22 protein-coding genes are annotated in these 25,154 nt (G+C 44.2%); 12 read left to right on the forward strand and 10 right to left on the reverse strand.

Annotated elements, in window-relative coordinates:
- Positions 1-104 precede the first annotated feature (104 nt).
- A complete protein-coding gene (locus tag MD536_RS07970; protein WP_239597520.1) occupies positions 105-455 on the reverse strand; it encodes a DUF805 domain-containing protein in 351 nt (116 codons plus the stop codon).
- A gap of 175 nt (positions 456-630) precedes the next feature.
- Here MD536_RS07970 and MD536_RS07975 point away from each other — a divergent pair, with 175 nt between their 5' ends.
- Positions 631-1,581: a tetratricopeptide repeat protein gene (locus MD536_RS07975; protein ID WP_239597523.1), complete on the forward strand. Its 951-nt coding sequence runs from the start codon at positions 631-633 to the stop codon at positions 1,579-1,581.
- A 31-nt stretch (positions 1,582-1,612) separates the two neighbouring features.
- On the opposite strand, the gene MD536_RS07980 is transcribed toward MD536_RS07975, so the two are convergent.
- Positions 1,613-2,656, reverse strand: coding sequence for a hypothetical protein (locus MD536_RS07980; protein WP_239597527.1), 1,044 nt, complete (start codon positions 2,654-2,656; stop codon positions 1,613-1,615).
- 69 nt (positions 2,657-2,725) lie between these two features.
- Between MD536_RS07980 and MD536_RS07985 the strand changes: the two genes are divergently transcribed.
- A complete protein-coding gene (locus MD536_RS07985; RefSeq protein WP_234864303.1) occupies positions 2,726-3,103 on the forward strand; it encodes a hypothetical protein in 378 nt (125 codons plus the stop codon).
- 99 nt (positions 3,104-3,202) lie between these two features.
- Here the strand turns inward: MD536_RS07985 and MD536_RS07990 are convergent, their stop codons facing one another.
- The 8 genes from MD536_RS07990 to MD536_RS08025 all read right to left on the reverse strand — a co-directional run bounded on the left by MD536_RS07990 (position 3,203) and on the right by MD536_RS08025 (position 10,479).
- Positions 3,203-3,826, reverse strand: a complete 624-nt coding sequence (locus MD536_RS07990; RefSeq protein ID WP_239597528.1) for an HD domain-containing protein — start codon at positions 3,824-3,826, stop codon at positions 3,203-3,205.
- 235 nt (positions 3,827-4,061) lie between these two features.
- A complete protein-coding gene (locus MD536_RS07995) occupies positions 4,062-4,274 on the reverse strand; it encodes a YwbE family protein (RefSeq protein ID WP_239597531.1) in 213 nt (70 codons plus the stop codon).
- Positions 4,275-4,287: 13 nt separating this feature from the next.
- Entirely contained in the window at positions 4,288-4,536 is a 249-nt protein-coding gene (locus MD536_RS08000; RefSeq protein WP_239597532.1) for a hypothetical protein, read from the reverse strand.
- A 65-nt stretch (positions 4,537-4,601) separates the two neighbouring features.
- The gene (locus tag MD536_RS08005; RefSeq protein WP_239597534.1) at positions 4,602-5,555 is read right to left on the reverse strand and encodes a transketolase family protein; all 954 of its coding nucleotides are present in this window, start codon (positions 5,553-5,555) and stop codon (positions 4,602-4,604) included.
- A gap of 18 nt (positions 5,556-5,573) precedes the next feature.
- Positions 5,574-6,440 (reverse strand): transketolase, encoded by an 867-nt coding sequence (locus MD536_RS08010; RefSeq protein ID WP_239597536.1) that lies wholly within the window; start codon positions 6,438-6,440, stop codon positions 5,574-5,576.
- Positions 6,441-6,452: 12 nt separating this feature from the next.
- A complete protein-coding gene (gene uxuA, locus MD536_RS08015; protein ID WP_317208111.1) occupies positions 6,453-7,622 on the reverse strand; it encodes a mannonate dehydratase in 1,170 nt (389 codons plus the stop codon).
- 20 nt (positions 7,623-7,642) lie between these two features.
- On the reverse strand, positions 7,643-8,971 hold the full coding sequence (xylA, locus tag MD536_RS08020) for a xylose isomerase (protein WP_239597539.1): 1,329 nt from the start codon (positions 8,969-8,971) through the stop codon (positions 7,643-7,645).
- A 17-nt stretch (positions 8,972-8,988) separates the two neighbouring features.
- Positions 8,989-10,479, reverse strand: a complete 1,491-nt coding sequence (locus MD536_RS08025) for a xylulokinase (RefSeq protein WP_239597540.1) — start codon at positions 10,477-10,479, stop codon at positions 8,989-8,991.
- Between the two features lie 251 nt (positions 10,480-10,730).
- On the opposite strand from MD536_RS08025, the gene MD536_RS08030 reads away from it, so the two are divergent.
- Genes MD536_RS08030 through MD536_RS08075 form a run of 10 tightly spaced genes read left to right on the forward strand, consistent with a single transcriptional unit; the run spans position 10,731 to position 25,145 of the window.
- The gene (locus tag MD536_RS08030; protein ID WP_239597543.1) at positions 10,731-11,765 is read left to right on the forward strand and encodes a LacI family DNA-binding transcriptional regulator; all 1,035 of its coding nucleotides are present in this window, start codon (positions 10,731-10,733) and stop codon (positions 11,763-11,765) included.
- A gap of 11 nt (positions 11,766-11,776) precedes the next feature.
- Positions 11,777-13,873 (forward strand): alpha-glucuronidase family glycosyl hydrolase, encoded by a 2,097-nt coding sequence (locus MD536_RS08035; protein WP_239597545.1) that lies wholly within the window; start codon positions 11,777-11,779, stop codon positions 13,871-13,873.
- A complete protein-coding gene (locus MD536_RS08040; protein ID WP_239597548.1) occupies positions 13,857-14,636 on the forward strand; it encodes an SDR family NAD(P)-dependent oxidoreductase in 780 nt (259 codons plus the stop codon). The genes MD536_RS08035 and MD536_RS08040 overlap by 17 nt, the downstream gene beginning before the upstream one ends.
- Before the next feature lie 9 nt (positions 14,637-14,645).
- Entirely contained in the window at positions 14,646-17,216 is a 2,571-nt protein-coding gene (locus MD536_RS08045) for a glycosyl hydrolase 115 family protein (protein WP_239597551.1), read from the forward strand.
- A gap of 7 nt (positions 17,217-17,223) precedes the next feature.
- Positions 17,224-18,336 carry an endo-1,4-beta-xylanase gene (locus MD536_RS08050; RefSeq protein ID WP_239597552.1) on the forward strand — a complete coding sequence of 371 codons (1,113 nt, stop codon included), beginning with the start codon at positions 17,224-17,226 and terminating at the stop codon, positions 18,334-18,336.
- 9 nt (positions 18,337-18,345) lie between these two features.
- On the forward strand, positions 18,346-19,785 hold the full coding sequence (locus MD536_RS08055; RefSeq protein ID WP_239597557.1) for an MFS transporter: 1,440 nt from the start codon (positions 18,346-18,348) through the stop codon (positions 19,783-19,785).
- Positions 19,786-19,794: 9 nt separating this feature from the next.
- Positions 19,795-20,823 carry a glycoside hydrolase family 43 protein gene (locus MD536_RS08060; protein ID WP_239597560.1) on the forward strand — a complete coding sequence of 343 codons (1,029 nt, stop codon included), beginning with the start codon at positions 19,795-19,797 and terminating at the stop codon, positions 20,821-20,823.
- Positions 20,817-22,697, forward strand: a complete 1,881-nt coding sequence (locus MD536_RS08065) for a sialate O-acetylesterase (protein ID WP_239597562.1) — start codon at positions 20,817-20,819, stop codon at positions 22,695-22,697. The genes MD536_RS08060 and MD536_RS08065 overlap by 7 nt, the downstream gene beginning before the upstream one ends.
- A 32-nt stretch (positions 22,698-22,729) precedes the next feature.
- Complete coding sequence (locus MD536_RS08070) at positions 22,730-23,557, forward strand: alpha/beta hydrolase (RefSeq protein ID WP_239597565.1); 828 nt, start codon at positions 22,730-22,732, stop codon at positions 23,555-23,557.
- Positions 23,558-23,561: 4 nt separating this feature from the next.
- Positions 23,562-25,145, forward strand: a complete 1,584-nt coding sequence (locus MD536_RS08075; RefSeq protein WP_239597568.1) for a glycoside hydrolase family 43 protein — start codon at positions 23,562-23,564, stop codon at positions 25,143-25,145.
- Positions 25,146-25,154: the final 9 nt, after the last annotated feature.

A 25,154-nucleotide genomic window follows, 5' to 3' on the forward strand; every position in this document is an offset into this window, starting at 1 on the left:
ACCGGGACTTTTAACTTTATCGAATCCGGCTCCATTCAATCGGACTTATCCCAATTTAAAACAGAACTTCCGCATTTCGTCATTTTTAAAGCTGACGACATTTATCAAACAGAATCTTTTCCAATCTCTTCGATTTCCATAGCAAAATTTCCATCCCCTTTTGGATTTAACCCATATTCATTCGGGCCCGGCATACTATCAGCAAATAACATCCAGAAACCGTAAAATGGGATTATTTGATACCACCCGGAATTTCCCCGATCATGGCATCTTTTGGCGCCCTGGGCTAACATGAACCACAAAACTGGAATTATAGCCAAACCCAGCCATCCCATGGATTCATCTGTACCAATAATGTACTCAAGAATGCTAATAAACGCCAGATAAATAATAAAAGAAATGCCGTATTCCATTCTGCGAATACGCCCGTTAAAAGAAAATGGATTTTGAAACATAAAGGAGTTAATTTAATAAGAATGAATTCCTTTTTATAATAGGAATCAAGAAATATACAAGACAATTTTGAATAATGCAAGGGAAAGCAACGGATATCTTTACTTAATTGCAAATTCAGATAACCTTTACTATTTTGTTTGCGAAATCAGTTTCCATTACCCCCTTAAACGCAATATGAAACCTTATACCTATTGCATCCTGCTCCTCCTTTGTTTACCATGGGTTGGCTACAGCCAATCGAAAGAAGAACTTTACGAAGCAGCCAGTACTGAATACGATCGCAAAAACATGGTCAAAGCCATTGACTTACTTAACAAGGCGCTTTCCATAGAACCAAAAAACACCCGATTCTTACTGTTAAAAGCAAGTGCGTTAGAACACGCTGGCCAATACCAGGCAGCCTATGATACCTATACAACTGTAATGCAACTTAATCCCAGGGATTTTATCGCTTATAACAATCGGGGGCTTTTATTAAGCAGGCTTCAGGAATACGAATTAGCCCTTAAAGATTTTGATGATGCTATCAATTTAAACCCTCCGGATACCGGAATAGTGGGCTTATATCTTAACAGGGGATCTATAAAAACCAGCATCCGGGATTTCACAGGAGCGTATGAAGATTACACAAAAGCATTATCCTACGATTCCCTGAATATCGCTGTTTTAAATAATTTGGCGGGGGTATGTGATGAGATAGGCAAAGGAGATCTAACATTGAAATACCTGAATAAAATAATCACCATTGACCCAAACTTTATTGGGGCCTATGCTAATATCGGATTCAAGTACCAGGAAATGGGAGATTATAAAACTGCTATTAGCTATTATAACAAAGTATTGGAAATGGATCCCAGAGAAGCGCTTGGATACAGTAACAGAAGTTATAACCGATACAAATTGGGCGAGTATGTAGCAGCTTTGAAAGACATCAACGAGTCGATCCGGTTGTATCCTGGAAATTCGTATGCCTATCGGGTTAGAGGGTTAATTTACCTGGCCATGAAAGACCCCAATCGTGCATGTAAAGATTTTACCGAGGCTTTGGAATTAGGTTTTACAGGCATGTATGGTGATGAGGTTGAAAATCTAAAGAAAAAACACTGCATATTTGACAATTTATAATTGCCCGATTCCAGCATTTCTGCGGAAGTCATTAATATAAGACTACACTTGAAGCGGCTTGATTATCCTGTTGTCCGGAGCCGTACAATTTCCGGGCCCTTTTTAATATTCTCCGATAAGCGGGATGCAATGAGTACTCCTTGTATCTTGATACATAGTCTTCAGGCACTTCATATTCGAACAGGATTGCATGATACATTAAACGGGTAAGCAACAAGTCTCTGGCCGGCCCCTTAAAGGTAGTTGTTAAGGTATCAAAACAAGTTTCAAACAAGTTTTGTCTAACCATCGAACTCACACCCATTGATGGATACAGTGCGGTATTTACAGAACCAATAAATCCCCCGGAATTAGCATCAAGCCGAACCTTTTTATTCAGGTTATTAATTGCAGGCAGGAATTCTCTCACTTTACTAAAAAAAACTTCCCTTTTCAGCAACGTATCACGATACAACCAGTATAAACTTAATACTTTATAATTGTAGGCATCTGTAAGATAATTTTTTGTTGCCCTTTTGAATTTTCGCCCAACCTTATAAGCCGCGGATAAAGAATCTAATAATTGCCGGGATGCGATCCTGGCAGGAATTATTTCTGTTTTTAACCTGGTTTCAAGATCCAGGATATCCTGATAGGAGTACTCAAGCAGGCGTACTAGTTCTGGACTTTTTTCCAATTGATAAAATCTTTTCAATACCTGTAATTCAGCATTTCTACGTTTGTCTTTTCTTTTGGAAAAGAAAGTAGCCTCCCAGTTTTTATCCGGATTAGTAACAACATGGATACGGTCTCCGGGATACACCAGGAAAGGCACCTGATCCATTCGGAAAATGGTTGGTCCGGATATATACGCTTTTGCTTCGATTCCCTTTTGCAAATTCACCGTATTCATACAAGGATAATCGATCCAATATTTCCCATGAAATAATATATGCGGCTTTTTATCTAGGGAGTCTGTAAATACAATATCATCTGCCGTAAAGTAAACCGGACGCTCAGGCCCTTCTATGCCACGAATTCCACAGGAGCTGAGGAAAAGGGCAAAACAGACTGTGTAAAAAAAGAAACGATTCATGATATGTTAAATTAGTTATACTGAAATACGGTGGCATGGTTTTAGAAAGAATGCTACTAAACAGAAAACATGAAAAACATTCTTAAGTTATTGAGCGTATTGCTGATAGGAAGTCTTGTATTTATTTCCTGCAGCAAGAAAGATGATCCAACCGACAATAACCTCTTTGTAGGGTCTTATGAAGGAAGTATCGGATATGTAAAAGAGGGAGAAAACAAATCCACTGACAACGGAAAAGTAACTGTTGTAAAGGTTGGAAATAATTACAATTTCGTTTTTTCAGATGGCATTCCCGATCTGAAGGGTGTACAGTTTAAAAGCGACGGTGCAACAGCTGTTATTTCTGTTGATAACGATGAATCAAAAATGATTCGCATAACAGCCAATGAACTTACAATTGCCTATACAAAAGACGGCGAAGCCTGGGTTGCGAATTGCACGAGATAAATAGGATGTATTAAAATAAAAAGCACTCTAAGAAAATGGGTGCTTTTTATTTTTCTTGTTTAAACACCGGCAGGTCACTTGCTATCTATAAATTTTTTCTCAAATAGTAAAACGGTCTAATTCATCTTTCATGTTTATGCGTGCCGCCACCTCGTATTTTTCATAAAAAAAATTTGTCTTAAATATTCGTGGCATGGTAAGAAAGTGAGTTAAAACCTTTTTCCTTCCAGGAACATACATAATATCAGGATAAAACTTATACTCCTTCCTAATGGATATTGCATAATTCCGGTAACCTTCTGAAGGCGCGCCTAAAATTGCCAGGTCTGCATCTATAAAATAGTTAGTATCGATATCTGGCGAAACAATATGTCCCTTAGTGGCAAGTATTTGTTCGGCGCATTTTTCTCTTATAGAAGAATTTACACCCAATTGTCGTAAACATCTGAGAGCGTATACTGCACTCTTTTCTTCATTGTTTGATTTGAGGGTGCTATAAACTATATCATGGTATGCAATAGAAAGAATTACAACCGGCCAATTAAGAATAGAGTCTTTTATTGGTAGTAATTCAGCTATTAAATTTTCAAGATGAGTTACGTTGTGATAGTATCGATTGTTTTTGGAATATTCACGCCGAATAGCCTTCCAATACTTCTCTTGAATAGCAGGATCAATTTTCAAACCGGACAGCACTTCCTTATAGTGTTCTTCAAACATCATTTGATTCCGCCCTACATTTTTACTCCTTATCTGTTTTATAGAAATTTGAATATCGTCAGGTTTATTTGATTGTAACCAAGCATATTTAACCCTGCAAATTCAAAAGCTTTAGTCAATGCTTCGCCACATAAGTCCCAGCAGATGGACTCAAAGGATAAGTAATAACAATATAAGTACAACGAAATGATCCTGCAAGCAGTATGCAGTAAATCTTTGTAAATAAATTCAGTACGAATTATTCTTCTTCCGGATCTACAACTTCAGTTTCGGCTACCCGTCCAATTTGGCCATCTTCAAGGCGGACTTTGATGCCGCGGGAATGGAAGGCGGCGGAGGTAAGAATGTCTTTGACAATGCCGTAAGTCAAACGACCTGAACGCTGGTCTTTTTTTAGGATGATTGCAACTTCCTGACCGGGGTAAATATTTTTACGATACTGGCCGTCCATAGAAAATCACTGCTTAACATTCGGAATAATCAGCCGAAAAGAGGCCATTAAGCGCGTAGATCTGATCAATGGGAATTTCTAACCCATTATCAAGTTGCAGAAATTGGCGGTTGTCTTTTGAATATACCATGGTAATTATTCCACTGGCGCGGGTAACGCCGGAGTCTTCATATAACAAAGAGGCCTTTTGTTGAGTCTGATGCAGTTCAACAACCAACTTATAAAAGCTGCCTTTGGGTGGTAAGGTTTCACGAAGATCCATATAGGTAAATTTACCTGTCGGGATCACCCGACCGGAAAATTTACCGGTCGGGTAGTCCAAAATTATTACTTCCGACTAATCACCTGCTTCACTTTCTCCACAATCGCAGCGGCATTCAGGCCATACTTTTCCATCAACTGCGCAGGTGTACCACTTTCACCGAAAGAATTGTCAACACCGACCATTTCAACAGGAGTTGGACGTTTGCGACTCAACAATTGACAAACAGCATCTCCCAAACCACCGTTCAACTGATGCTCTTCGGCAGTTACCACACAGCGCGTCTTCTCCACTGATTTTAAAATCGCTTCTTCATCCAGCGGCTTGATAGTGTGAATGTTGATAATCTCTGCATCAATCCCCTCCTGCTCCAGAAGTTCACCTGCCTGGATCGCTTCCCATACCAGGTGACCTGTAGCTACAATGGTGACATCCTTTCCTTCATTTACCATCCATGCTTTTCCGATCACAAACTCCTGGTTGGGATCTGTAAAAACAGGCATTACTGGTCTGCCAAATCGCAGGTAAGCCGGACCTACATGATCTGCCAGGGCAATGGTTGCCGCCTTGGTCTGGTTATAATCACAGGGATTGATCACGGTCATCTCCGGCATAGAACGCATCATTGCCAGGTCTTCCAGTATCTGGTGCGTAGCACCATCTTCTCCCAGTGTTAATCCCGCATGCGATACTGCGATTTTTACATTCGCACCGGAATATGCTACACTCTGACGTATCTGGTCATATACACGTCCCGATCCAAAATTAGCGAAGGTTGTAGCATAAGGCACATAACCCGCAATGGCGAGCCCTGCGGCTACTCCAATCATATTGGCCTCCGCAATGCCACACTGCACAAAACGATCCGGATTTTCTTTGATAAAGGCATCCAGTTTCAAAGAAGCGACCAGGTCAGCACAAAGCGCCATTACATTCGGGTGCGACTTGCCCAATTCGGCCATCCCGGCACCAAAGCCTGATCTTGTATCTTTCTTTTCCGTATAGGTATATTTCTTCATGATTTGCTGCTTGCTTGATTAATAATCCCCTAGGGTTTCCGGCAATTGTGCCAGTGCTGTTGCCAATTGTTCATCATTCGGCGCGGTTCCATGCCACTTGTGCGTGTGCATCATAAAATCCACCCCGGCACCCATTTCGGTTTTCATCAGGATCACAACCGGCTGCCCCTTGCCCAACATAGCTTTAGCCGCAGCCAATGCATCCAGTACCTGCTGCATATCATTGCCATCCAACAGATCCACCGTCAGCCAGCCAAAGGCTTCGTATTTAGCTTTCAGATCACGATTGTTCATCACTTTATCCGTGCTGCCATCAATCTGTTGTTTGTTCCAATCCACGATCGCTACCAGGTTATCCAGCTTATAATGTGGTGCAAACTGCACAGCTTCCCATATCTGGCCTTCCTGCTGTTCGCCATCCCCCATCAGCACATACACTACATTATCTTCTTTACGTAATTTCTTCGCATAAGCGGCTCCGTTAGCTACTGACAACCCCTGACCCAATGAGCCGGATGCCACCCGGATACCTGGTAAATGTTCATGGGTAGCTGGATGTCCCTGTAAACGCGAATTGATCTTACGGAAGGTGCTCATCTCTTTTATGTCGAAATAACCACGTCTTGCCAACACCGAATAAAACAGCGGTGAAATATGACCGTTAGACAGAAAAAACAGATCCTCTCCTTTTGCTTCCCGTGAGAAATTCAGGTAGCCATCCGCTCCTTTGCTCTCATCAATTTTCATTTCATGGAAATACAGCGCTGTAACCAGATCGGTACAACCCAACGAGCCACCCGGATGACCCGATTGACAACCATGCACCATGCGCACGATATCCCTTCGCACTTGTGTTGCTGTCGATTTTAATTCTTCTAATTTCATGTTTGGTTTGGTTTATGTCATCATTGTCCGGTAAAGCGCGTATTCCACGCCTCTGATTTCCGCCAGCCCCTTTAAACGGCCTATTGCGGAATAACCCGGATAGGTTTTTTTCTTCAGATCATCCAGCATCTGGTGGCCATGATCCGGCCGCATCGGCAGCGAAAGCCCCCTGCGTTGCTGGATCGTCAGCACCTCCTTGACCACTTCATACATATCAGTGTCTCCACCCAGGTGATCGGCTTCATAAAAATTGCCTTCTTCATCCCGCTTGGTATTGCGGATATGTAAAAAATGTATTGAATCGCCGAAGCGCCTGAGCATGGCCGGCACATTATTGTCCTTCCTTGCCCCAAAGGACCCCGTACAAAAACAGAGTCCGTTGGCCGGTGAAGGTACGGCTTCCAGTAAATCTGCCGCATCCTGCTCTGTACTCATGATTCTTGGCAGTCCCAAAACAGGATAAGGAGGGTCATCCGGATGGATGGCCATCTTCAACCCTGCTTCGGCAGCAACAGGCACTACCTGCTTCAGAAAATAAAACAGGTGTTCTTTGAGCTTAACAACATCTATGCCTTTATATTTTTCCAGCTCACCCAACACCTGCGCAGCAGTAAAGGAATCATCACTGCCCGGCAGTCCCAGCATCATATTGCCAAAAAGGTGCTGACGCTGTGCTTCGCTCATGCCTTCATAGCGCTGTTTTGCCTTGTCTACCTGCTCCTGGGTATATTCTTTTTCAGCACCCGGCCTACCCAGTAAATAAAGATCAAATACCAGGTAATCAAGCCGGTTGAAATACAACATGGTACTGCCATCCCCTTTAGGGTAGTACACATCGGTTCGAAGCCAGTCGAGTACTGGCATGAAATTGTATGTTACCACTTTAATTCCTTCAGCCGCCAGGTTGTGCAAACTTGCTTTGTAATTTTCGATATGGCGCAAGTAATCACCTGATTGGCGTTTGATATCATCGCTTACCGGCAGGCTCTCCACTACGGTCCAGCTCATGCCTGCGGATTCTATTAACTGCTTACGCTCAGCAATAGCCGAAACAGGCCATACTTCTCCTACTGGGATCTGGTGTAAAGCAGTAACAACGCCGGCACAGCCCGCCTGACGGATGTCTGATAAACTTACCACGTCATTCGGACCATACCAGCGCATGGTTTGGTGCATCAGCATATTTCCTGAATTGGTTTCCGTTAAATATACTGATTGATGATGTTTTCGAGCAATTCCTGCTTGCCGCTCTTCGCTGCCGGTTCCCCATTTTCAATGGCATACGCTCTCAGGTCTTCCAGGGTCAGCTTGCCATCCTCAAACTCCTTACCCTTCCCGGCATCGTATGAAGCATAACGATCCTTACGGATTTGTTTGTAAGCAGATTTTTGCAACACTGCATCCGCAATCAGCAATGCACGTGCAAACGTATCCATTCCGCCGATATGTGCATGGAAGATATCTTCCACATCGGTACTGTTTCTTCTGATCTTGGCGTCGAAATTGATACCGCCGCCACCAAACCCACCGGCTTCCAGGATGATCAGCATGGCTTCTGCCAGCTCATTCAGATTATTCGGGAACTGATCAGTATCCCATCCGTTCTGGTAGTCACCCCTGTTCGCATCAATGCTGCCCAGCAGTCCGGCATCTGCCGCCACCTGCAGTTCATGAGTGAAGGTGTGTCCCGCCAGGGTAGCATGGTTCACTTCAATATTCAGACTGAAATCATTCAGCAAATCGTGCTGACGCAGAAAGCCGATCACTGTTTCGCAATCGTAATCGTACTGGTGCTTGCTGGGTTCACAAGGTTTGGGTTCGATAAAGAATTTGCCTTTGAAGCCATTCCTGCGTGCGTAGTCTTTTGCCGCATGCAGGAAACGGGCCAGGTGGTCTTTCTCACGCTTCATATCGGTGTTAAGCAGGCTCATATAACCTTCGCGACCACCCCAGAATACATAGTTCTGTCCGTCCAAAGCGATGGTTGCATCCAGCGCTGCCTTCACTTGTGCGGCACCGTGTGCCAACACATGGAAATCCGGGTTGGTAGCAGCACCATTCATGTAACGTCGACTACTAAACAGATTGGCCGTACCCCACAGCAATTGAACGCCACTTGCTTTTTGCTTTTCTTTGAGGTATTCGGTAAGCGTTTGTAAACGACGATCATTTTCCGAAACATCTGTACCATAGTCCACTACATCCACGTCGTGGTAACAGTAGAAAGGAAGTCCGAGTTTGGTGAAAAATTCAAATGCTGCATCGGCTTTGTCTTTCGCACGCTCAATTGCATCACCTTTTTCATTCCAGGGGAAAAGATGGGTAGCTTCACCAAAAGGATCTGATCCGTTTCCACAGAAGCTATGCCAGTAAGCGCCTGCAAAACGCAAATGCTCCTGCATGGTTTTTCCTGCTACTACTTTATTAGCATCGTACCAGCGAAAAGCCAGTGGATTGTCCGACTCTCTTCCTTCGTATTTGATTTCCGGCACGCCTTTGAAATACTCTTTTTGTCCAAGTGTAATTGCCATGGTTGCTTGTTGATTGATTATGAATGTTGGCTGGCAAGCCGCTGATCCAACAGCGTTTTCCAGTCCTGGTATATGTATTCGTATGTTTCCTGGTTGTCGGGCTCCATCACTCCAATAGGTTTGCGCCTGCTGCCAGCTTCCTGTGCAGTCGCATAGTAACGGGCACCAATACCCGCACCAATAGCTGCCCCGAAACTGCCATCGCCTTCATAAAATTCTACACTTACCTGGTTGAGCGTGGCAAATGCCTTTGTAAAGACTTCACTAAGGAAGAGATTCGCTTTGCCTGCACGTACAACTGAAGGTTGAATGCCGTTTTCACGCATGATATCCAATCCATAACGGAAAGAACAGGCAATTCCTTCCTGTACGGCTCGTACCATATGCGCTGCTGTATGAATATTAAAGTCGAGTTGTTGTATATGACCGCCAATGATTCGATTGTTCAACATGCGTTCAGCCCCATTCCCAAATGGCAAGGCCCTTAATCCATTGGCCCCAATTGCCACACCAGCTGCCAGTTCATTAAGTGCGGCATAACTGAGTTCAGCGCCGGCCAGGGTTTTGATCCATCTATTGAAGATGCCGGTTCCGTTGATGCAGAGCAATACACCGATACGCCTGAGTTCCTCACTGTAATTCACATGCGCAAAACTATTGATGCGCGATTGCGGATCATAACTCAGTACATCACTCACGCCATATATTACACCCGAAGTTCCTGCGGTAGTAGCCACTTCCCCAGGATCCAGCACATTTAAAGAAAGAGCATTATTTGGTTGATCTCCTGCTTTATAGGTAACCGGTATACCGGCTTTGAGTTGAAGGCGATCAGCTACTGCAGGTTTTAATTGTCCGTGTGATGAAAACAATGGCCGAAGCTCCGGTATATGATGCCTGTTGAACCCATAAATTTTCATAACATCCCCGGACAACTGATTTTCTTTAAAATCCCAGAACACGCCTTCCGACAATGCAGATGCTGTAGTAGTGGTTTCACCGGTCATTTTCATTGCAATGAAATCGCCGGGTAACAAAACCTGATCAATTTTTTCATAGATCGCAGGCTCATTGGCTTTTACCCATGCGAGTTTGGAAGCGGTGAAATTGCCGGGTGAATTGAGCAGGTGGGCAAGGCTACGATCCGGACCGATTTGCTGAAATGCGTTTTCGCCGATGGCTACAGCTCTGCTATCACACCAGATGATAGAGTTGCGCAAAACCTGTTGATCTTTGTCTATTAGTACGAGTCCGTGCATTTGATAAGCAACACCAATTGCTCCGATAGCTTCTGGATCATATGCTTTGGTGGCATGGCATTTTAAAATGGCCTGCTGCACATGCTCCCACCATAAGTCCGGCGACTGTTCAGCCCAGCCGGGTTGCACACTGATAATATCCGCTTCTGTTTCAGGATAACTGGCAGTGGCAAGAATCGATTGTGAATCGGCTTCTACAATGGAAACCTTTATGGAAGATGTACCCAGGTCGATGCCTACTAATAACATGTTTGTTGTTTAACAAATGGATTGGAAAGATACTGAAGCCCAATTAAAATACAGCAGTGATCAAACACTACCAACAAGTAATCCGGACCTCAGGCCGACTCTCCGGAACGCGAATTTAGGGGAATTATGAAAAATTGCAACTGATTGCATTAATTTATTGCAAAAAGCAATATTTTTGGAGGAAGAGAGGAATTAATAATTAAGTATAACGGAAATTTTACCGGAATTATGAAGCAGCAACTGATTGCAAAATGAAGATTAAGAAGGAAGTCACCATATATGATATAGCCCAGCAACTGGACATTTCTACTGCTACCGTAAGCAGAGCCTTACAAAACAATCCGGTCATTAATAAAAATACCCGACGGAAAATACAGGAAGCCGCACGGGAACTGGGATACAGGCAAAACACCTTCGCCAGTAACCTGCGTAAACAAAAGACTAATACCATCGGTATTATTGTTCATGAACTTAACAGTAACTTCATCACATCTGTGTTAGCGGGCATTGAGAAAGTCACGGCAGACGCGGGTTACGACCTCCTGATCGCCCACTCATCCGAATCTTTTAAAAAAGAAACTGCCAACGTGCTGAACCTGTTTCATAAAAGAGTAGATGGATTGATAGCTTCCCTGGCTTTTGACACCAGGGGATTGGATCATTTTCAATCATTTTTTGATAAAAATATACCAGTAATTTTTTTCGACCGGGTAGAGGAAAAGGCTGATAATACCAAAGTGATCATCGACAACTTCAAGGCTGGGTACCAGGCCACCAAACACTTGATTGAACAGGGATGCAAGCGTATTGTCATAGTAACAGCCAGCCTTAGCCGAAACGTATACGCCGAGCGTTTGCGTGGTTACAAGGAAGCACTCAGGGAGCGCCAGATCAAATTCGATGAAAAGCTTGTATTGATCAAAGACTTAAGCGAGAAATGCGGGCGTGAAGCAGCTCTACAGATTCTCCAAATGAAACCCAGACCTGATGCAGCATTTATAACGAACGATTTCTCAGCAGCTGTCTGCATGCAAACTCTCAAAGAAAAAGGCATCCGGATTCCGCAGGATATTGCCATTGTTGGATTTAACAACGATGCCATCTGCAAAATCATTGAACCACAATTAACCACCATCAATTACCCAGGTATGGATATCGGAGAAATGGCAGCCCGTAACCTGATTGCGCACCTTAAAGGCGATACAGATATCCGGCAAACCAATACCATCATTGCCAAATCAGAACTAATTATTCGACAGTCTTCCCTCAAAAAAGGAAATAAATAACGATCACTGCCATGAAAGTAAATTTGCTTGCCCTGTTGTTATTGTTGTTTTCTTTCGCACAGGCGGAAGATGGCTACCGCCTTTGGTTACGCTATGATGAGTTGAAAAACAAATCTCTTCGAAATAGTTACGAGTCCCGACTTGCCAGTATTTCCCTGCCAGGCAACTCCCCCACGCTCCAGGTAGCCCGCAAAGAATTACAAATGGCCCTGAGCGGATTGTTTGGAAAAACAGTACGCATTCCGGAAAGCCGGAATCTACAGGCCGTTTTGCAAATAGAAAAATCCTCAGCCAGGGTTAGTGAGCGGGAATTAGCCTCGCTTGGTGAGGAAGGATTTCTGATTCGGTCAAGCAGTAGTAAAACTCCATTGCTGATCACCGCCAATTCAGAAGTTGGTTTGCTTTATGGAGTATTTTACTTAATCCGCCTGCTGCAGACGGAACAATCAATTGAAAAACTGAATATCAAAGAAGTACCCAGGCTCGCACTACGTATGCTCAATCACTGGGATAACCTGGACCGTACCGTGGAGCGTGGATATGCTGGATTTTCTATCTGGAACTGGCATACCCTGCCAACCTATATCGATCAGCGATATATTGACTATGCCCGGGCGAATGCTTCAATTGGGATCAATGCGGTATCGCTCACGAATGTAAATGCAAATGCCACAATACTAACACAGCCTTATTTGCAGAAGGTTAAAGCGCTGTCAGATCTTTTTCGCGCTTACGGAATTAAAGTGTATCTGACAGCAAGATTTAGTGCACCGGTAGAAATTGGTAAACTAAAAACGGCCGACCCTCTTGATCCTGTTGTTCAACAGTGGTGGAAAGATAAAGCGCGCGAGATCTATGGCATCATTCCTGATTTTGGCGGTTTCCTCGTGAAGGCTAACAGTGAGGGACAGCCGGGTCCGCAGGATTATAAACGCACCCATGCAGATGGCGCCAATATGCTGGCGGATGCTGTTGCCCCATACAAAGGAAATGTGATCTGGAGGGCTTTTGTATACAGTGCAGAAGTACCCGACGACCGACATAAACAAGCTTACTCTGAATTCCTGCCACTCGATGGAAAATTTCGATCCAACGTATTCGTTCAGGTGAAAAACGGAGCAATTGATTTTATGCCCCGGGAACCATTCCATCCCTTATTTGGTGCGCTTCCCAAAACACCGGTAATGATGGAATTCCAAATAACGCAGGAATATCTTGGACAGGGCACGCACCTGGTGTACCTGGCACCTTTATTTAAGGAATGCCTGGAAAGTGATACTTATCAAAAAGGGAAGGGAACTACAGTAGCATCCACACTAAGTGGAATGGCAGGCGTATCCAATATAGGAACAGATATTAACTGGACCGGTCATTTGTTCGGTCAGGCAAACTGGTATGCATTGGGCAGACTGGCCTGGAACCATGAACTCAGTTCTGAAGGCATTGCCAAAGAATGGATTTGCATGAGTTTTTCAACGGATCCTTCACTGGTGGCAGACCTTACCCAGATGATGCTTGCATCAAGGGAGATACTGGTGAATTATATGAATCCTATCGGCCTTCATCATATCATGGCTACCGGACATCATTACGGACCTGGTCCCTGGGTTGCAAATCTGAATCGCCCCGAATGGAATCCAACTTATTACCACCGCGCCGACAGTATAGGTATTGGTTTCAACAGAACTGCAACCGGCTCTGATGCACTTTCACAATACCATCCCGACGCTGCTAAAAAATGGAGTGATCCTGCAACCTGTCCGGATAAAGACCTGCTCTGGTTTCATCACCTGCCCTGGAATTACAACATGAAAAGCGGCCGGACTTTATGGAATGAACTCTGCTATCGCTACAACCTGGGAGTAGATAGCGTAAGCTGGATGCAAATGGTCTGGAATCGCCAGCAACCCAAACTGGATGAACAACGATTCGAGCAGGTTAAAATGCTGCTGAATATACAGCACCAGGAAGCGAAATGGTGGCGAGATGCCTGCCTCCTTTATTTCCAAAACATTTCCAGGTTACCAATACCAACCTCTTACGAACAACCGGCGAAGAGCCTTGACTATTATAAATCCCTGCGATTTCCATATGCGCCGGGGCATTAAAGCAAGAACCATTATCATGCAAACAGAGAAGAAAACAGCGATTGTAACTGGTGGAGGATCCGGACTTGGATTCGCGATCGCGAAAGCCTTTACCCAAAACGGAATCACCACCATAATTGCCGGACGAGACCAGGCGAAACTAAAAAAGGCACAGGAACAATTAGGTCCGCTTTGTTTTTTTAAGGTGTTGGATGTTACTGATTACAAGGCAGTACCTGCCTTTATTGAGGAAATCGAATCAACATACGGGCCAATTGATATTCTGGTAAACAATGCCGGCATCAACCAGAAAAAAGAATTTACTGAAGTAAGCGATATCGAATTTACCAACATGCTGAATACGAATGTAACAGCAGTTTTTGTCTTGAGCAGAGAGGTGGTAAAAAAGATGCTTACACGAAAAAAAGGATCCATCCTCAACATCAGTTCCATGGCGGCACAGTATGGCCTACCCAAAGTGATCGCTTACACTGCCAGTAAAACTGCCATTGAAGGCATGACCCGTGCCATGGCAGTTGAACTATCGCCAATGGGTATTCGAGTGAATGCCATAGCACCCGGATTTATTTACAGTGATATGACCGCAAAAGCACTGGATTCTGATCCAGAGCGTAAAGCAAGAGTAATGGCTCGTACTCCAATGGGCCAAATGGGACAACCGGAAGATATAGGTGCTGCCGCTTTGTATTTATCAGGTGAGGATGCCCGTTATATTACAGGAGTAGTGTTGCCTGTAGATGGCGGCAATAGTATCAGTTATTAATTGATTGCCATGTTCAGAATACGATTGTTTGTTTTAGTACTTCTCACAAATGTTAGTTTCTCAAAGGCGCAACTGCCTGTATCGGCTAACGTCAATGCGAATTATGATCTCGGCGGAGCTTCCATTCTGGTAGATTCAACAGACCATGAAGTAGTGAAAAAAGCAGCTTTTTTTTTGGCGACCGATTTGCAATCGATTACAACCCGGAAAAGTCAGGTCCTATTTAGACCTGGAAAAGATTCGGAGGTGATTATTGTTATTGGAAGCCTTGATAAATCAGACTTATTGAAAAAATTGATTCGCCAGTACCGGATTTCAATTACAGATCTCAAGGGAAAGTGGGAAGGATATAAAATACTCACGGTTCAAAATGCTGGTCAACACCTGCTGTTTATCATGGGCAGTGATCGTCGGGGTGCGGCCTATGGCGCCATGGAAATCAGCAGGCGAATTGGTGTATCGCCCTGGCACTGGTGGGCGGATGTTCCGGTCAGAAAAAAGATGCAGGTATGGATAGCCCGCGATTCCATCCTGCAGGATGCCCCTAAAGTGAAATACCGCGGCATTTTTATCAACGATGAAGCGCCTGCCTTAAGTAATTGGAGTAAAGAAAAATTCGGCGGATTCAATTCCGGATTTTATACACGGGTATTTGAACTGATGCTTCGACTCCGGTCAAATTATATCTGGCCCGCCATGTGGGGAAATGCATTTTATGACGATGACTCACTCAATATTAAAGTAGCAGATGACTATGCGATTGTTATCGGTACGTCGCATCACGAACCACTTATGCGTGCGCATGATGAATGGAGACGTTATGGAAAAAAACAGCCATGGAACTATGATACTAATCAGGCAGGTTTGCAGGAATTCTGGACGTTTGGAATGAAGCGGGCATGGAATGAAAAAATTGTAAGTGTGGGAATGCGGGGTGATGGCGATGAACCCATGAGCCGCGAAACCGCCACCGCACTACTTGAAAAAATTGTAAAAGATCAGCGCGACATTATTTCCAAAACTACCGGTAAATCCGCTTCCCAAACTCCACAACTTTGGGCGCTGTACAAAGAAGTACAGGACTATTACCGAAAAGGAATGCGGGTACCCGATGACGTCACCCTCCTGCTTTGCGATGATAACTGGGGGAACCTCCGGATGCTACCAAAACCTGGCGAACCAAGGCGGAAAGGAGGTTATGGCATCTATTATCACTTCGATTATGTAGGTGGGCCGCGAAATTACAAATGGATCAACACCAATCCCCTGCCCCGGATCTGGGAACAAATGAACCTGGCCTGGCAGCACGATGTGAAGCAGATATGGATTGTAAACGTAGGTGATATCAAGCCCATGGAATTTCCCATTTCCTTTTTCCTCGATTATGCATGGAATCCGGATCGTATTGGCGCCGATGATCTTTTCGAATATACCAGGCAGTGGGCTGCACAACAATTTGGTGTTACCCATTCGGATGCCATAGCGCACCTATTATCAGCTTATGGAAAATTCAATGGTCGCCGTAAACCGGAACTACTGGATCACGGCAGTTACAGCTTTCACTACAACGAATGGGAAACAGTAGTTGCTGAGTATAATGCCTTAAAAGAAAAAGCGGAACAGATTCAACTGGCCCTTGCACCAGAATTCCAGGATGCTTATTTTCAACTGGTCTTGCATCCCATTGCCGCCAGTTCCAATCTTTATCAGCTTTATTACCAGGTAGCCCTCAACCACAAAGCTTATGCAGAAAAATCAGTATCCACGAATTATCATGCCAAAAAAGTAAAGGAGTTTTATGAACGAGATTCCCTTATTACATTGGCATACCATCGTATCAATAAGGGAAAATGGAATCATATGATGAGCCAGACCCATATCGGGTATACCTATTGGCAACAGCCACCGGTGAATAAAATACCAAACTTAAAACCCCTTCCACCCGGCACAGATTATCAAACCCTGTCAGACACCCTTATTCAGATTGCAAAAGCCCCTTTCCCAGAGAACCTCAACTATCCGGCCTTTTTTGAATTCAACGGTGTAGTATCAATGGAGGCGGCCAACTTCTCAAGAAAAAAGGAAACAGCTGAAATTCAATGGAAAAAATTGCCGGATCACGGCAGAACAGGTGACGCGATTACATCCTTCCCGGTAACAGAAACGGAAAACAAACTTCAGGAAAACTCACCCTTTTTGGAATATGAATTTTTTAGCTACAGCCAGGACAGCATTACCCTATATGCCTATTTCTCTCCCAGCCTGAATTTTTATGGCTCGGATAACGGCCTGCAATATGCGATTTCAATTGATGAAGAACAAGCTCAGCTAATCAGCCTGAATAAGGAGGATAAAACCAGTATCAGCGGTGTCTGGAACAAATGGGTAGCCGATAACAGTATCGTTAAAACAAGTCGCCATTTTCTTTCCCAGCCTGGTAAACACCGTGTTCGTTTCTGGAGAGTAAGCAACGGAGTAGTATTGCAAAAACTGGTGCTGGACCTGGGCGGGCTGAAACCAACTTACCTGGGCCCGCCGGAAACGCGAATACCATCTTCTCAACAACTAACTGCCAAATAAAAAAATCATGCAAAAAATTCCACATTTTATTTTCGCAACAGCTGCCTTCTGGCTAATTACAATTAGCTGCAGTTCTTCCAAAACCAATTCAAGTATCAATAATGGTCTAAAAGAAGCTTACCATTCCGATTTTCTGATTGGAGCGGCGCTTAATACAGGACAAATTGAAGAAAGAAATGCCCAAAGCAACGCTTTGATCCTTTCCCAGTTCAATGCTGTGACACCAGAAAATTGTATGAAAGCAGAACACATACATCCAGCATGGGATCGCTATGATTTCACAATTCCTGATAAACTGGTAGCCTATAGCCAGAAAAATAAGTTGAAATTGAATGGACACACGCTCATCTGGCATAGTCAGTTACCCGCATTTGCACGTCGTATCCAGCGTGTGGATTCATTCAAAACGTTTTTTGAAAATCATATCAATACAGTAGCATCCCGATACAGCGGCAAAATATTCTCCTGGGATGTGGTGAATGAAGCACTGAATGAAGATGGCACACTGCGTAATTCCATCTTCCTGCAAAAACTGGGTCCGGATTACATCACGGAAGCCTTTCGTTTGGCAGAAAAAGCATCACCAAATACAGAATTGTACTACAACGATTATAATAACGAGCAACCCAAAAAAAGAGCTGGTTGTATTGAACTCGTAAAAAAAGTCCAGGCCGCCGGTGTACGCATTGATGGTGTTGGTATCCAGGGGCACTGGCATCTGGGTAAAGTCCCGTTCAAAGAAATTGAAGAAAGCATACTCGCCTACCATGAACTGGGTTTAAAAGTAATGATTACCGAACTGGATATTGAAGTATTACCACGTAATTTCCAGGGAGCTGATGTGGCACAGCGAATGGCAAGCGACCCTTCCCTGAATCCTTATGCCCAGGGAATTCCGGACAGCATACTCCAACAACAGGCAACCGATTATGAAAATCTGTTCAAACTTTTCCTGAAGCATAAGGACAAAATCACCCGAGTTACATTTTGGGGAGTGGACGATGGGCAAAGCTGGCTTAATGGCTGGCCCGTGCCAGGTAGAACCAATTACCCCCTGCTCTTCGATCGCCAGTTACAACCTAAACCTGCCTATCACAAACTGATGGGTTTAAAAAAATAAATCCCGCTCATGAACACAACCAATCAACGGTTATCTATAACCGAAAAGCTGGGATACAGCCTGGGCGACCTGGCCGCCAACCTGGTCTTTCAAACCCTCATGACCTATCTCGCCTATTTTTATACCGATATCTATGGATTGGAAACGCAACACGCTTCCGCCATCATCCTGGCAGTGGGATTGATTGCAGCTTTTGCCTTTAATCCAATTATTGGGGCCATTGCTGATCGTACGGTTTCCAGGTGGGGTAAATTTCGTCCCTGGATTTTATGGACAGCTATTCCTCTTGGAGTGGTATCCTTACTGGCCTTCAGTACACCGGATTTTTCCTATAAAGGCAAACTTATTTATGCCGCTATAACCTATACCTTGCTGTTATTACTCTACGCGGCCAACAATCTGCCCTACTCTGCTCTGAGCGGTGTGATCACAGGTGATATGAAAGAGCGCAACAGTCTTTCCTCCTATCGGTTTGTAGCGGTAATGTTTGCCCAGTTTTTTGTGCAGGTATTTATGTTACCCATTATTGAATCTGCTGGTAAGGGAGATAAGGCAGCGGGCATAGAAATTGTCATGACCTGGCTGGCTATTATTGGAACGGTGTTGTTGCTTATAACGTTTATCAGTACCCGAGAACGAATCGTTCCCAAACCGGAGCAAAAATCAAGTGTGTCGCAGGATCTCAAGGACCTTTCTTCCAACAGGCCATGGTTACTTATGTTATTGCTAACCACCCTGGTATTTATCACCCTTGCGATGAAAGGTGGCTCCTACGTGTACTATTTCAAAAACTATGTAAACAGTCAGGCTCTAACGGAATTCATCCAGCCGATCCTGAATGGTTTACAGTCTATGGGAATAAATTTCTTTGGAGAAGACCCTGTATCAGCGGGATTTGGCTTGTTTAATGCAGGTGGTATTTTATTCATGATTATGGGTATCATGCTCTCCAAAGCATTTGCAGATAAATATGGCAAGCGCGATGTATTTGGCTGGGCTCTTTTTATTTCTACACTTTTTATCCTGTTCTTTTATTTTTATTCACCTGACGCTATTGGTCTGATATTTGGCTCGCAAATATTGCATGGATTCTTTTATGGCCTGACCATCCCCCTGCTCTGGGCCATGATCGCAGATGTAGCGGATTACAGTGAATGGAAAACCAATCGACGAGCAACTGCGATTATTTTTTCAGCAATGATGGTTGGCTTAAAAGTGGGACTCAGTGTTGGCAGCGCCCTGGTTACCTGGATTCTTGGCTTGTACCAGTACCAGGCCAATAGCGATGCCGCGCAAACAGCTACCGCAGTGAATGGAACCAAACTATTGGTTAGCATTTATCCTTCGATTCCCTTTTTTATCGGGATTGCACTACTGTTTTTTTACGAGATCAATAAGTCGATGGAAAACCTGATTGAAAACGAGTTAAAACAACGAAGAACAACCTAACCATATACAATGAATATTCAACAACTCAGGCGCAAGGCAATTTCCCAACCCCTGGTGGAACATATTTACACAGCGGATCCCTCCGCGCATGTATTTAATGGAAAAATTTATATCTATCCCTCCCATGATGTAGAATCCAATATCCCCTTTGATGACCTGGGCAGTCATTTTGCAATGGAGGATTATCATGTATTGTCAATGGAACATCCAGATGCGAAGGCAGTGGATCATGGTTGTGCCCTGCACCTCAGCGAAGTACCCTGGGCATCTCAACAGTTATGGGCACCTGATGCCGCAGAAAAAGATGGGAACTATTACCTGTTTTTTCCTGCAAAGGATAAAAAAGGCATTTTTCGTATAGGGGTAGCAGTGAGTGAATCTCCCGTAGGTCTATTCACCGCGCAACCGGAACCCATCAATAATAGTTTTTCAATCGACCCGGCTGTTTTTAAGGATAAAGATGGTAGCTATTATATGTATTTCGGCGGTATATGGGGCGGACAATTACAACGTTGGCGTACCGGGCAATTTAAGGCTGAAGAAGAAGGCCCCTTTGCACACCTGCCTACCGATACAGAACCTGCTCTTTGCCCAAAAGTGGCCCGCCTGCGGGATGATCTGCTGGAATTTGCTGAGCCGCCTCGTGATTTACAGATCCTGGATGAAAAGGGTGAGCCTTTACTGGAGGGAGATAAGGACAGGCGCTTCTTTGAAGCAAGCTGGATGCATACATACAACGGGAAATATTATTTCTCGTACTCCACCGGCGATACCCATTTTATTTGTTATGCGATCGGTGATTCACCTTACGGTCCTTTTACCTATGCCGGCCGAATCCTGGAACCGGTGATTGGCTGGACATCCCATCACTCCATCTGTGAGTTTAATGGAAAATGGTATCTTTTCTATCACGACAGCAGTTTAAGTGAGGGTGTTACCCATTTAAGATCAGTAAAAGTTACTGAACTGAAATATGATGAAAATGGTCGGATTCAAACCATAGACCCTTATTCAAATAAAACATTCCGGTTATGGTAAAGCGATTAACAATTTTATTGTTATTACTGGTGGCAGGTTATCAAAGCCAGTCGCAAATAAGGCTGCCGAAGTTACTTCGCGACAGCATGATATTGCAACGCGACCAGCCTGTCCGACTTTGGGGATGGGCATCGCCACTGGAAAAGATAACAGTATCGTTTAACCGAAAAATAATTCGTACCCGTGCCGGATCAGATGGAAAATGGAAATTAGAACTCCCGGCCACTAAAGCCGGCGGCCCATATTCCATTCATTTCCGGGGAAAGAATAACATAACACTTGAAGATGTTTTATTTGGTGACGTATGGTTTTGTAGTGGGCAGAGTAATATGGTTCATCAACTGAATATTCACGATGTTACCTATGCAGATGAAATCGCTACGGCGAATTTTCCCCAGATCCGACAATTCTGGATTCCGACAGCTACGAGCCTGGAGGGAGAAAAAGAGGATATAACTGCCGGCCATTGGGCGCCTGCAGTGGGAGAAGCTGTACGACCCTTTTCCGCAGTAGCTTATTTCATGGCGAAAAAACTGCACCAGCAATATGGTGTTCCAATTGGAATAATAAATGCAAGCGTAGGTGGAACACCTATTGAAGCCTGGACAGGCGGGCTGCCATCGCCGCAGGCAAGTGCAACTCCTGACAGGCCTGGAAATCCGGTTCAAAGACCCGAACCCCCAATCGATAAGGGAATGAATGAAACATTGAAATGGTATGATCCTGCCTATGTTCCAAAAGGCTGGCGTTCCATTTTTGTTCCGGGTTATTGGGAAGACCAGGGTATCAAAGAGCTGAATGGAGTGGTTTGGTATCGCAAAGAAATTATGGTACCGGCAAACATGACCGGAAAACCAGGCAGATTGTTTCTGGGCCGGATCGTGGATATGGATGAAGTGTACATAAATGGAAAAAAAATCGGTCAAACAACTTATTTGTACCCACAACGCCGGTACGCTATCCCGCAGGATGTATTACAGCCGGGAAAAAATCTGATCGTGGTTCGGGTAACCAACCAAAATGGTAAAGGCGGTTTTGTACCGGATAAGCCCTATTGTCTTTTTTCCGGAAAGGATACAATCGAGTTAACGGGGAAATGGGAGTATAAAGTTGGCGCTGCCTTTGAACCGGTGCGTTCTTTTTACGGTGGAGGAGGCAATAATCAAAACAAACCATCTGCCTTATTCAATGCCATGGTAGCACCCGTTACATCCTATACAATCAAAGGTTTTTGCTGGTACCAGGGTGAATCGAATGCAGGTCGACCTATGGAATATGCTTCATTGTCGCGCCAGTTAATCAACCAATGGCGTAGCGCGTGGAACCTGGGTACCCTTCCTTTTTTATATGTTCAGTTACCCGGGTTCATGGAATACAATTACCTACCTTCTGAAAGCAACTGGGCACAAATGCGGGAAGCACAAATGGATGCACTGGATGTTCCAAATACGGCAATGGTAGTAGCTATTGACCTGGGCGAATGGAATGATATCCATCCGGATAATAAAAAAGAAGTTGGTGACCGACTGGCATTGGGTGCGATGAAACTGGCCTATGGAGAGAAGATCGTGTACTCGGGACCGTTATATCGAACAGCCCGGGTTGAAGCTAGTAAAATTATTGTGGAATTTGATCATACAGGTGGCGGACTAATCACCAACGATTGTGAAGCTCCCGGTAATTTCGCCATTGCCGGAGCTGATAAGAAATTCGTCTGGGCTTCAGCCCGTATTGAAGGCAATAGCGTGGTGGTTTCAAGTGACCAGGTTTCCAACCCCATGTATGTACGTTATGCCTGGGCCGACAATCCCACTCAGCCGAATCTCTATAATCGGGAAGGACTGCCAGCTTCTCCCTTTCGAACCGACCGTTAACCAAATTATTAGAGATAACAAACATTATTGCTATGAAAAAAATCGCATTGGCTATTATAGTATTCTTAGTGTGCTTCAGTTCAAGAGCCCAACAGGAGGTGAAAATTGCTCCCCAAGGTTTTGATAGGGAAAAAACCAGCATTGCAAAAGGGAAAATTGATACAATTTCATATGTATCCAAAACAGTTGGAACTACCAGAAAAGCGCTGATTTATACACCACCCGGCTATTCCAGCAAGCAGAACTATCCGGTTCTCTATTTATTACACGGTATTGGAGGCGATGAAAAAGAATGGCTTAACGGAGGTGTGCCTCATATCATTCTGGATAATTTATATGCAGAAGGAAAAATAAAACCGATGATTGTGGTAATGCCCAATGGAAGAGCCATGCCGGATGACCGGGCAGTTGGTAATATTATGGCACCGGATAAAGTCCAGGCTTTCGCCAATTTTGAAAAAGATCTGTTGAACGACCTCATCCCATATGTTGAGAAAAATTTTCCGGTATTTACAGATAGGAATAACCGTGCCATCGCAGGTTTATCTATGGGTGGAGGACAATCCCTCAATTTTGGTTTAGGCAACCTGGACAAGTTTGCCTGGGTGGGAGGTTTTTCATCAGCCCCCAACACCAAAAAACCGGAAGAATTAATTCCGGATCCTGCGAAAGCTACACGCATGCTCAAGTTACTCTGGATTTCCTGTGGCAACAAAGACCGGTTGCTGAGTTTCAGCCAGCGAACGCACGATTATCTGCAACAACATAAAGTACCGCACCAATTTCAGATAGAACCAGGTGATCATGATTTCAACGTTTGGAAAAACGGGCTTTACCAATTTGCTCAATTAGTTTTCTAAGACAATGACCATCAAATCCAGCCACCTATTATTGCTTTTGCTAGTGGTAATTTTTGGCAAACCTGCGCAAACACAGGAAACAGCAAGCAATCCGATTATATATGCGGATGTTCCGGACATGTCCATGATTCGGGTTGGCAATGCCTATTACATGAGCAGCACAACCATGCATATGAGTCCGGGTGTACCTATCATGAAATCAACTGATCTGGTCAACTGGAGACTTGTAAATTATGCATATGATACCCTCGCTGATGTTGATGCATTAAATCTTCAAAATGGTAAAAATGCGTATGGAGCAGGTTCCTGGGCAAGTAGTATAAGGTACCACAAAGGACTTTATTACGTCACCACCTTTTCATCAACCACCGGAAAAACCTATATCTATACTACACCTGACATTGAAAAAGGAGCCTGGACAAGAATACAGTTTCAACCCAGTTTGCACGATCATACACTATTCTTTGATGATGATGGCAAAGCCTATATGCTTTATGGCAATGGCAAACTCAGCCTTGTTGAACTTAAGAATGATCTTTCTGGTATAGAGCCTGCAGGCATCCATCAGGTGGTGATTGAAAATGCAAGCCTTCCAGCCGGCACAACTATCGGATTGGGAGCCGAGGGATCGCAATTATACAAGCTTAATGGATATTACTACCTGTTTAACATCACATGGCCCCGGGGTGGGATGCGTACAGTGATCGTTCATCGTTCAAAAAAAATCACAGGCCCTTATGAAGGTAAACTTGCTTTGCAGGATCAGGGAGTGGCGCAAGGCGGACTTATAGATATGCCAAATGGTAACTGGTATGCCTACCTGTTTCAGGACCATGGTGCAGTTGGCAGGATTCCTTTTCTGGTACCAGTAAAATGGGTAAACGACTGGCCGGTTTTAGGTGAAAACGGAAAGGTACCCATGACACTAAATCTTCCCCCGAATCAATCCCTGGTTCCTGGTATCGTTTCATCTGATAATTTCACCCGAAAACGCAATGAGCGGGATCTGCCACTGGTTTGGCAATGGAATCACAATCCTGATAATTCTTTGTGGTCGGTGAAATCAAGGAAAGGTTTTCTTCGCTTGACTACAGGCCGAATTGACACCAGTTTGCTAACAGCGCGTAACACATTAACACAAAGAACATTTGGTCCACAAGCTGAGGCAAGTATTGAAATCGATTGCTCGCATATGAAAAATGGTGATATTGCCGGATTAGCCCTGCTACAAAAAAACTATGGATGGGTAGGACTCAAAAAAATCGGGGACAGGTATCATCTCCAAATGCTGAACAACTCTACCGGATCTCCAGAACTGGTTGCTGATATTCCCATACAACAATCTACTTTACATCTCCGTGCCAGTTGTGATTTTACCAACAAAACAGATACAGCACATTTCTCTTACAGTCTTGATGGTCAGACCTGGAACCACATCGGTACCACCCTGAAAATGAGCTATACCCTGCCACACTTTATGGGTTATCGCTTCGGTCTTTTCAACTTCTCTACTCTACAGCCCGGAGGATTCGTCGATTTTAATCATTTCAACCATTCACCCGTCCGGTGGCACCGGTCGGGTGAATGAGCTACCTTA

The sequence above is a fragment of the Flavihumibacter cheonanensis genome (genome assembly GCF_022352215.1).
GTDB classification, from domain to species: Bacteria; Bacteroidota; Bacteroidia; order Chitinophagales; family Chitinophagaceae; genus Flavihumibacter; species Flavihumibacter cheonanensis.

Excerpts from the sequence above, each read along its gene's own strand:
- MD536_RS08050 (WP_239597552.1), top strand. The coding sequence starts at position 17,224 with ATGCAAAAAATTCCACATTTTATTTTCGCAACAGCTGCCTTCTGGCTA.
- MD536_RS07975 (WP_239597523.1), top strand. The coding sequence starts at position 631 with ATGAAACCTTATACCTATTGCATCCTGCTCCTCCTTTGTTTACCATGG.
- MD536_RS08075 (WP_239597568.1), top strand. The coding sequence starts at position 23,562 with ATGACCATCAAATCCAGCCACCTATTATTGCTTTTGCTAGTGGTAATT.
- MD536_RS08065 (WP_239597562.1), top strand. The coding sequence starts at position 20,817 with ATGGTAAAGCGATTAACAATTTTATTGTTATTACTGGTGGCAGGTTAT.
- MD536_RS07970 (WP_239597520.1), bottom strand. The coding sequence starts at position 455 with ATGTTTCAAAATCCATTTTCTTTTAACGGGCGTATTCGCAGAATGGAA.
- MD536_RS08010 (WP_239597536.1), bottom strand. The coding sequence starts at position 6,440 with ATGAAATTAGAAGAATTAAAATCGACAGCAACACAAGTGCGAAGGGAT.
- MD536_RS08045 (WP_239597551.1), top strand. The coding sequence starts at position 14,646 with ATGTTCAGAATACGATTGTTTGTTTTAGTACTTCTCACAAATGTTAGT.
- xylA (WP_239597539.1), bottom strand. The coding sequence starts at position 8,971 with ATGGCAATTACACTTGGACAAAAAGAGTATTTCAAAGGCGTGCCGGAA.
- MD536_RS08025 (WP_239597540.1), bottom strand. The coding sequence starts at position 10,479 with ATGTTATTAGTAGGCATCGACCTGGGTACATCTTCCATAAAGGTTTCC.
- MD536_RS08055 (WP_239597557.1), top strand. The coding sequence starts at position 18,346 with ATGAACACAACCAATCAACGGTTATCTATAACCGAAAAGCTGGGATAC.
- MD536_RS08035 (WP_239597545.1), top strand. The coding sequence starts at position 11,777 with ATGAAAGTAAATTTGCTTGCCCTGTTGTTATTGTTGTTTTCTTTCGCA.
- MD536_RS07990 (WP_239597528.1), bottom strand. The coding sequence starts at position 3,826 with ATGATGTTTGAAGAACACTATAAGGAAGTGCTGTCCGGTTTGAAAATT.
- MD536_RS07980 (WP_239597527.1), bottom strand. The coding sequence starts at position 2,656 with ATGAATCGTTTCTTTTTTTACACAGTCTGTTTTGCCCTTTTCCTCAGC.
- MD536_RS08030 (WP_239597543.1), top strand. The coding sequence starts at position 10,731 with ATGAAGATTAAGAAGGAAGTCACCATATATGATATAGCCCAGCAACTG.
- MD536_RS08070 (WP_239597565.1), top strand. The coding sequence starts at position 22,730 with ATGAAAAAAATCGCATTGGCTATTATAGTATTCTTAGTGTGCTTCAGT.
- MD536_RS07995 (WP_239597531.1), bottom strand. The coding sequence starts at position 4,274 with ATGGACGGCCAGTATCGTAAAAATATTTACCCCGGTCAGGAAGTTGCA.
- MD536_RS08040 (WP_239597548.1), top strand. The coding sequence starts at position 13,857 with ATGCGCCGGGGCATTAAAGCAAGAACCATTATCATGCAAACAGAGAAG.
- MD536_RS08005 (WP_239597534.1), bottom strand. The coding sequence starts at position 5,555 with ATGAAGAAATATACCTATACGGAAAAGAAAGATACAAGATCAGGCTTT.
- MD536_RS07985 (WP_234864303.1), top strand. The coding sequence starts at position 2,726 with ATGAAAAACATTCTTAAGTTATTGAGCGTATTGCTGATAGGAAGTCTT.
- MD536_RS08000 (WP_239597532.1), bottom strand. The coding sequence starts at position 4,536 with ATGGATCTTCGTGAAACCTTACCACCCAAAGGCAGCTTTTATAAGTTG.
- MD536_RS08060 (WP_239597560.1), top strand. The coding sequence starts at position 19,795 with ATGAATATTCAACAACTCAGGCGCAAGGCAATTTCCCAACCCCTGGTG.
- uxuA (WP_317208111.1), bottom strand. The coding sequence starts at position 7,622 with ATGCTGATGCACCAAACCATGCGCTGGTATGGTCCGAATGACGTGGTA.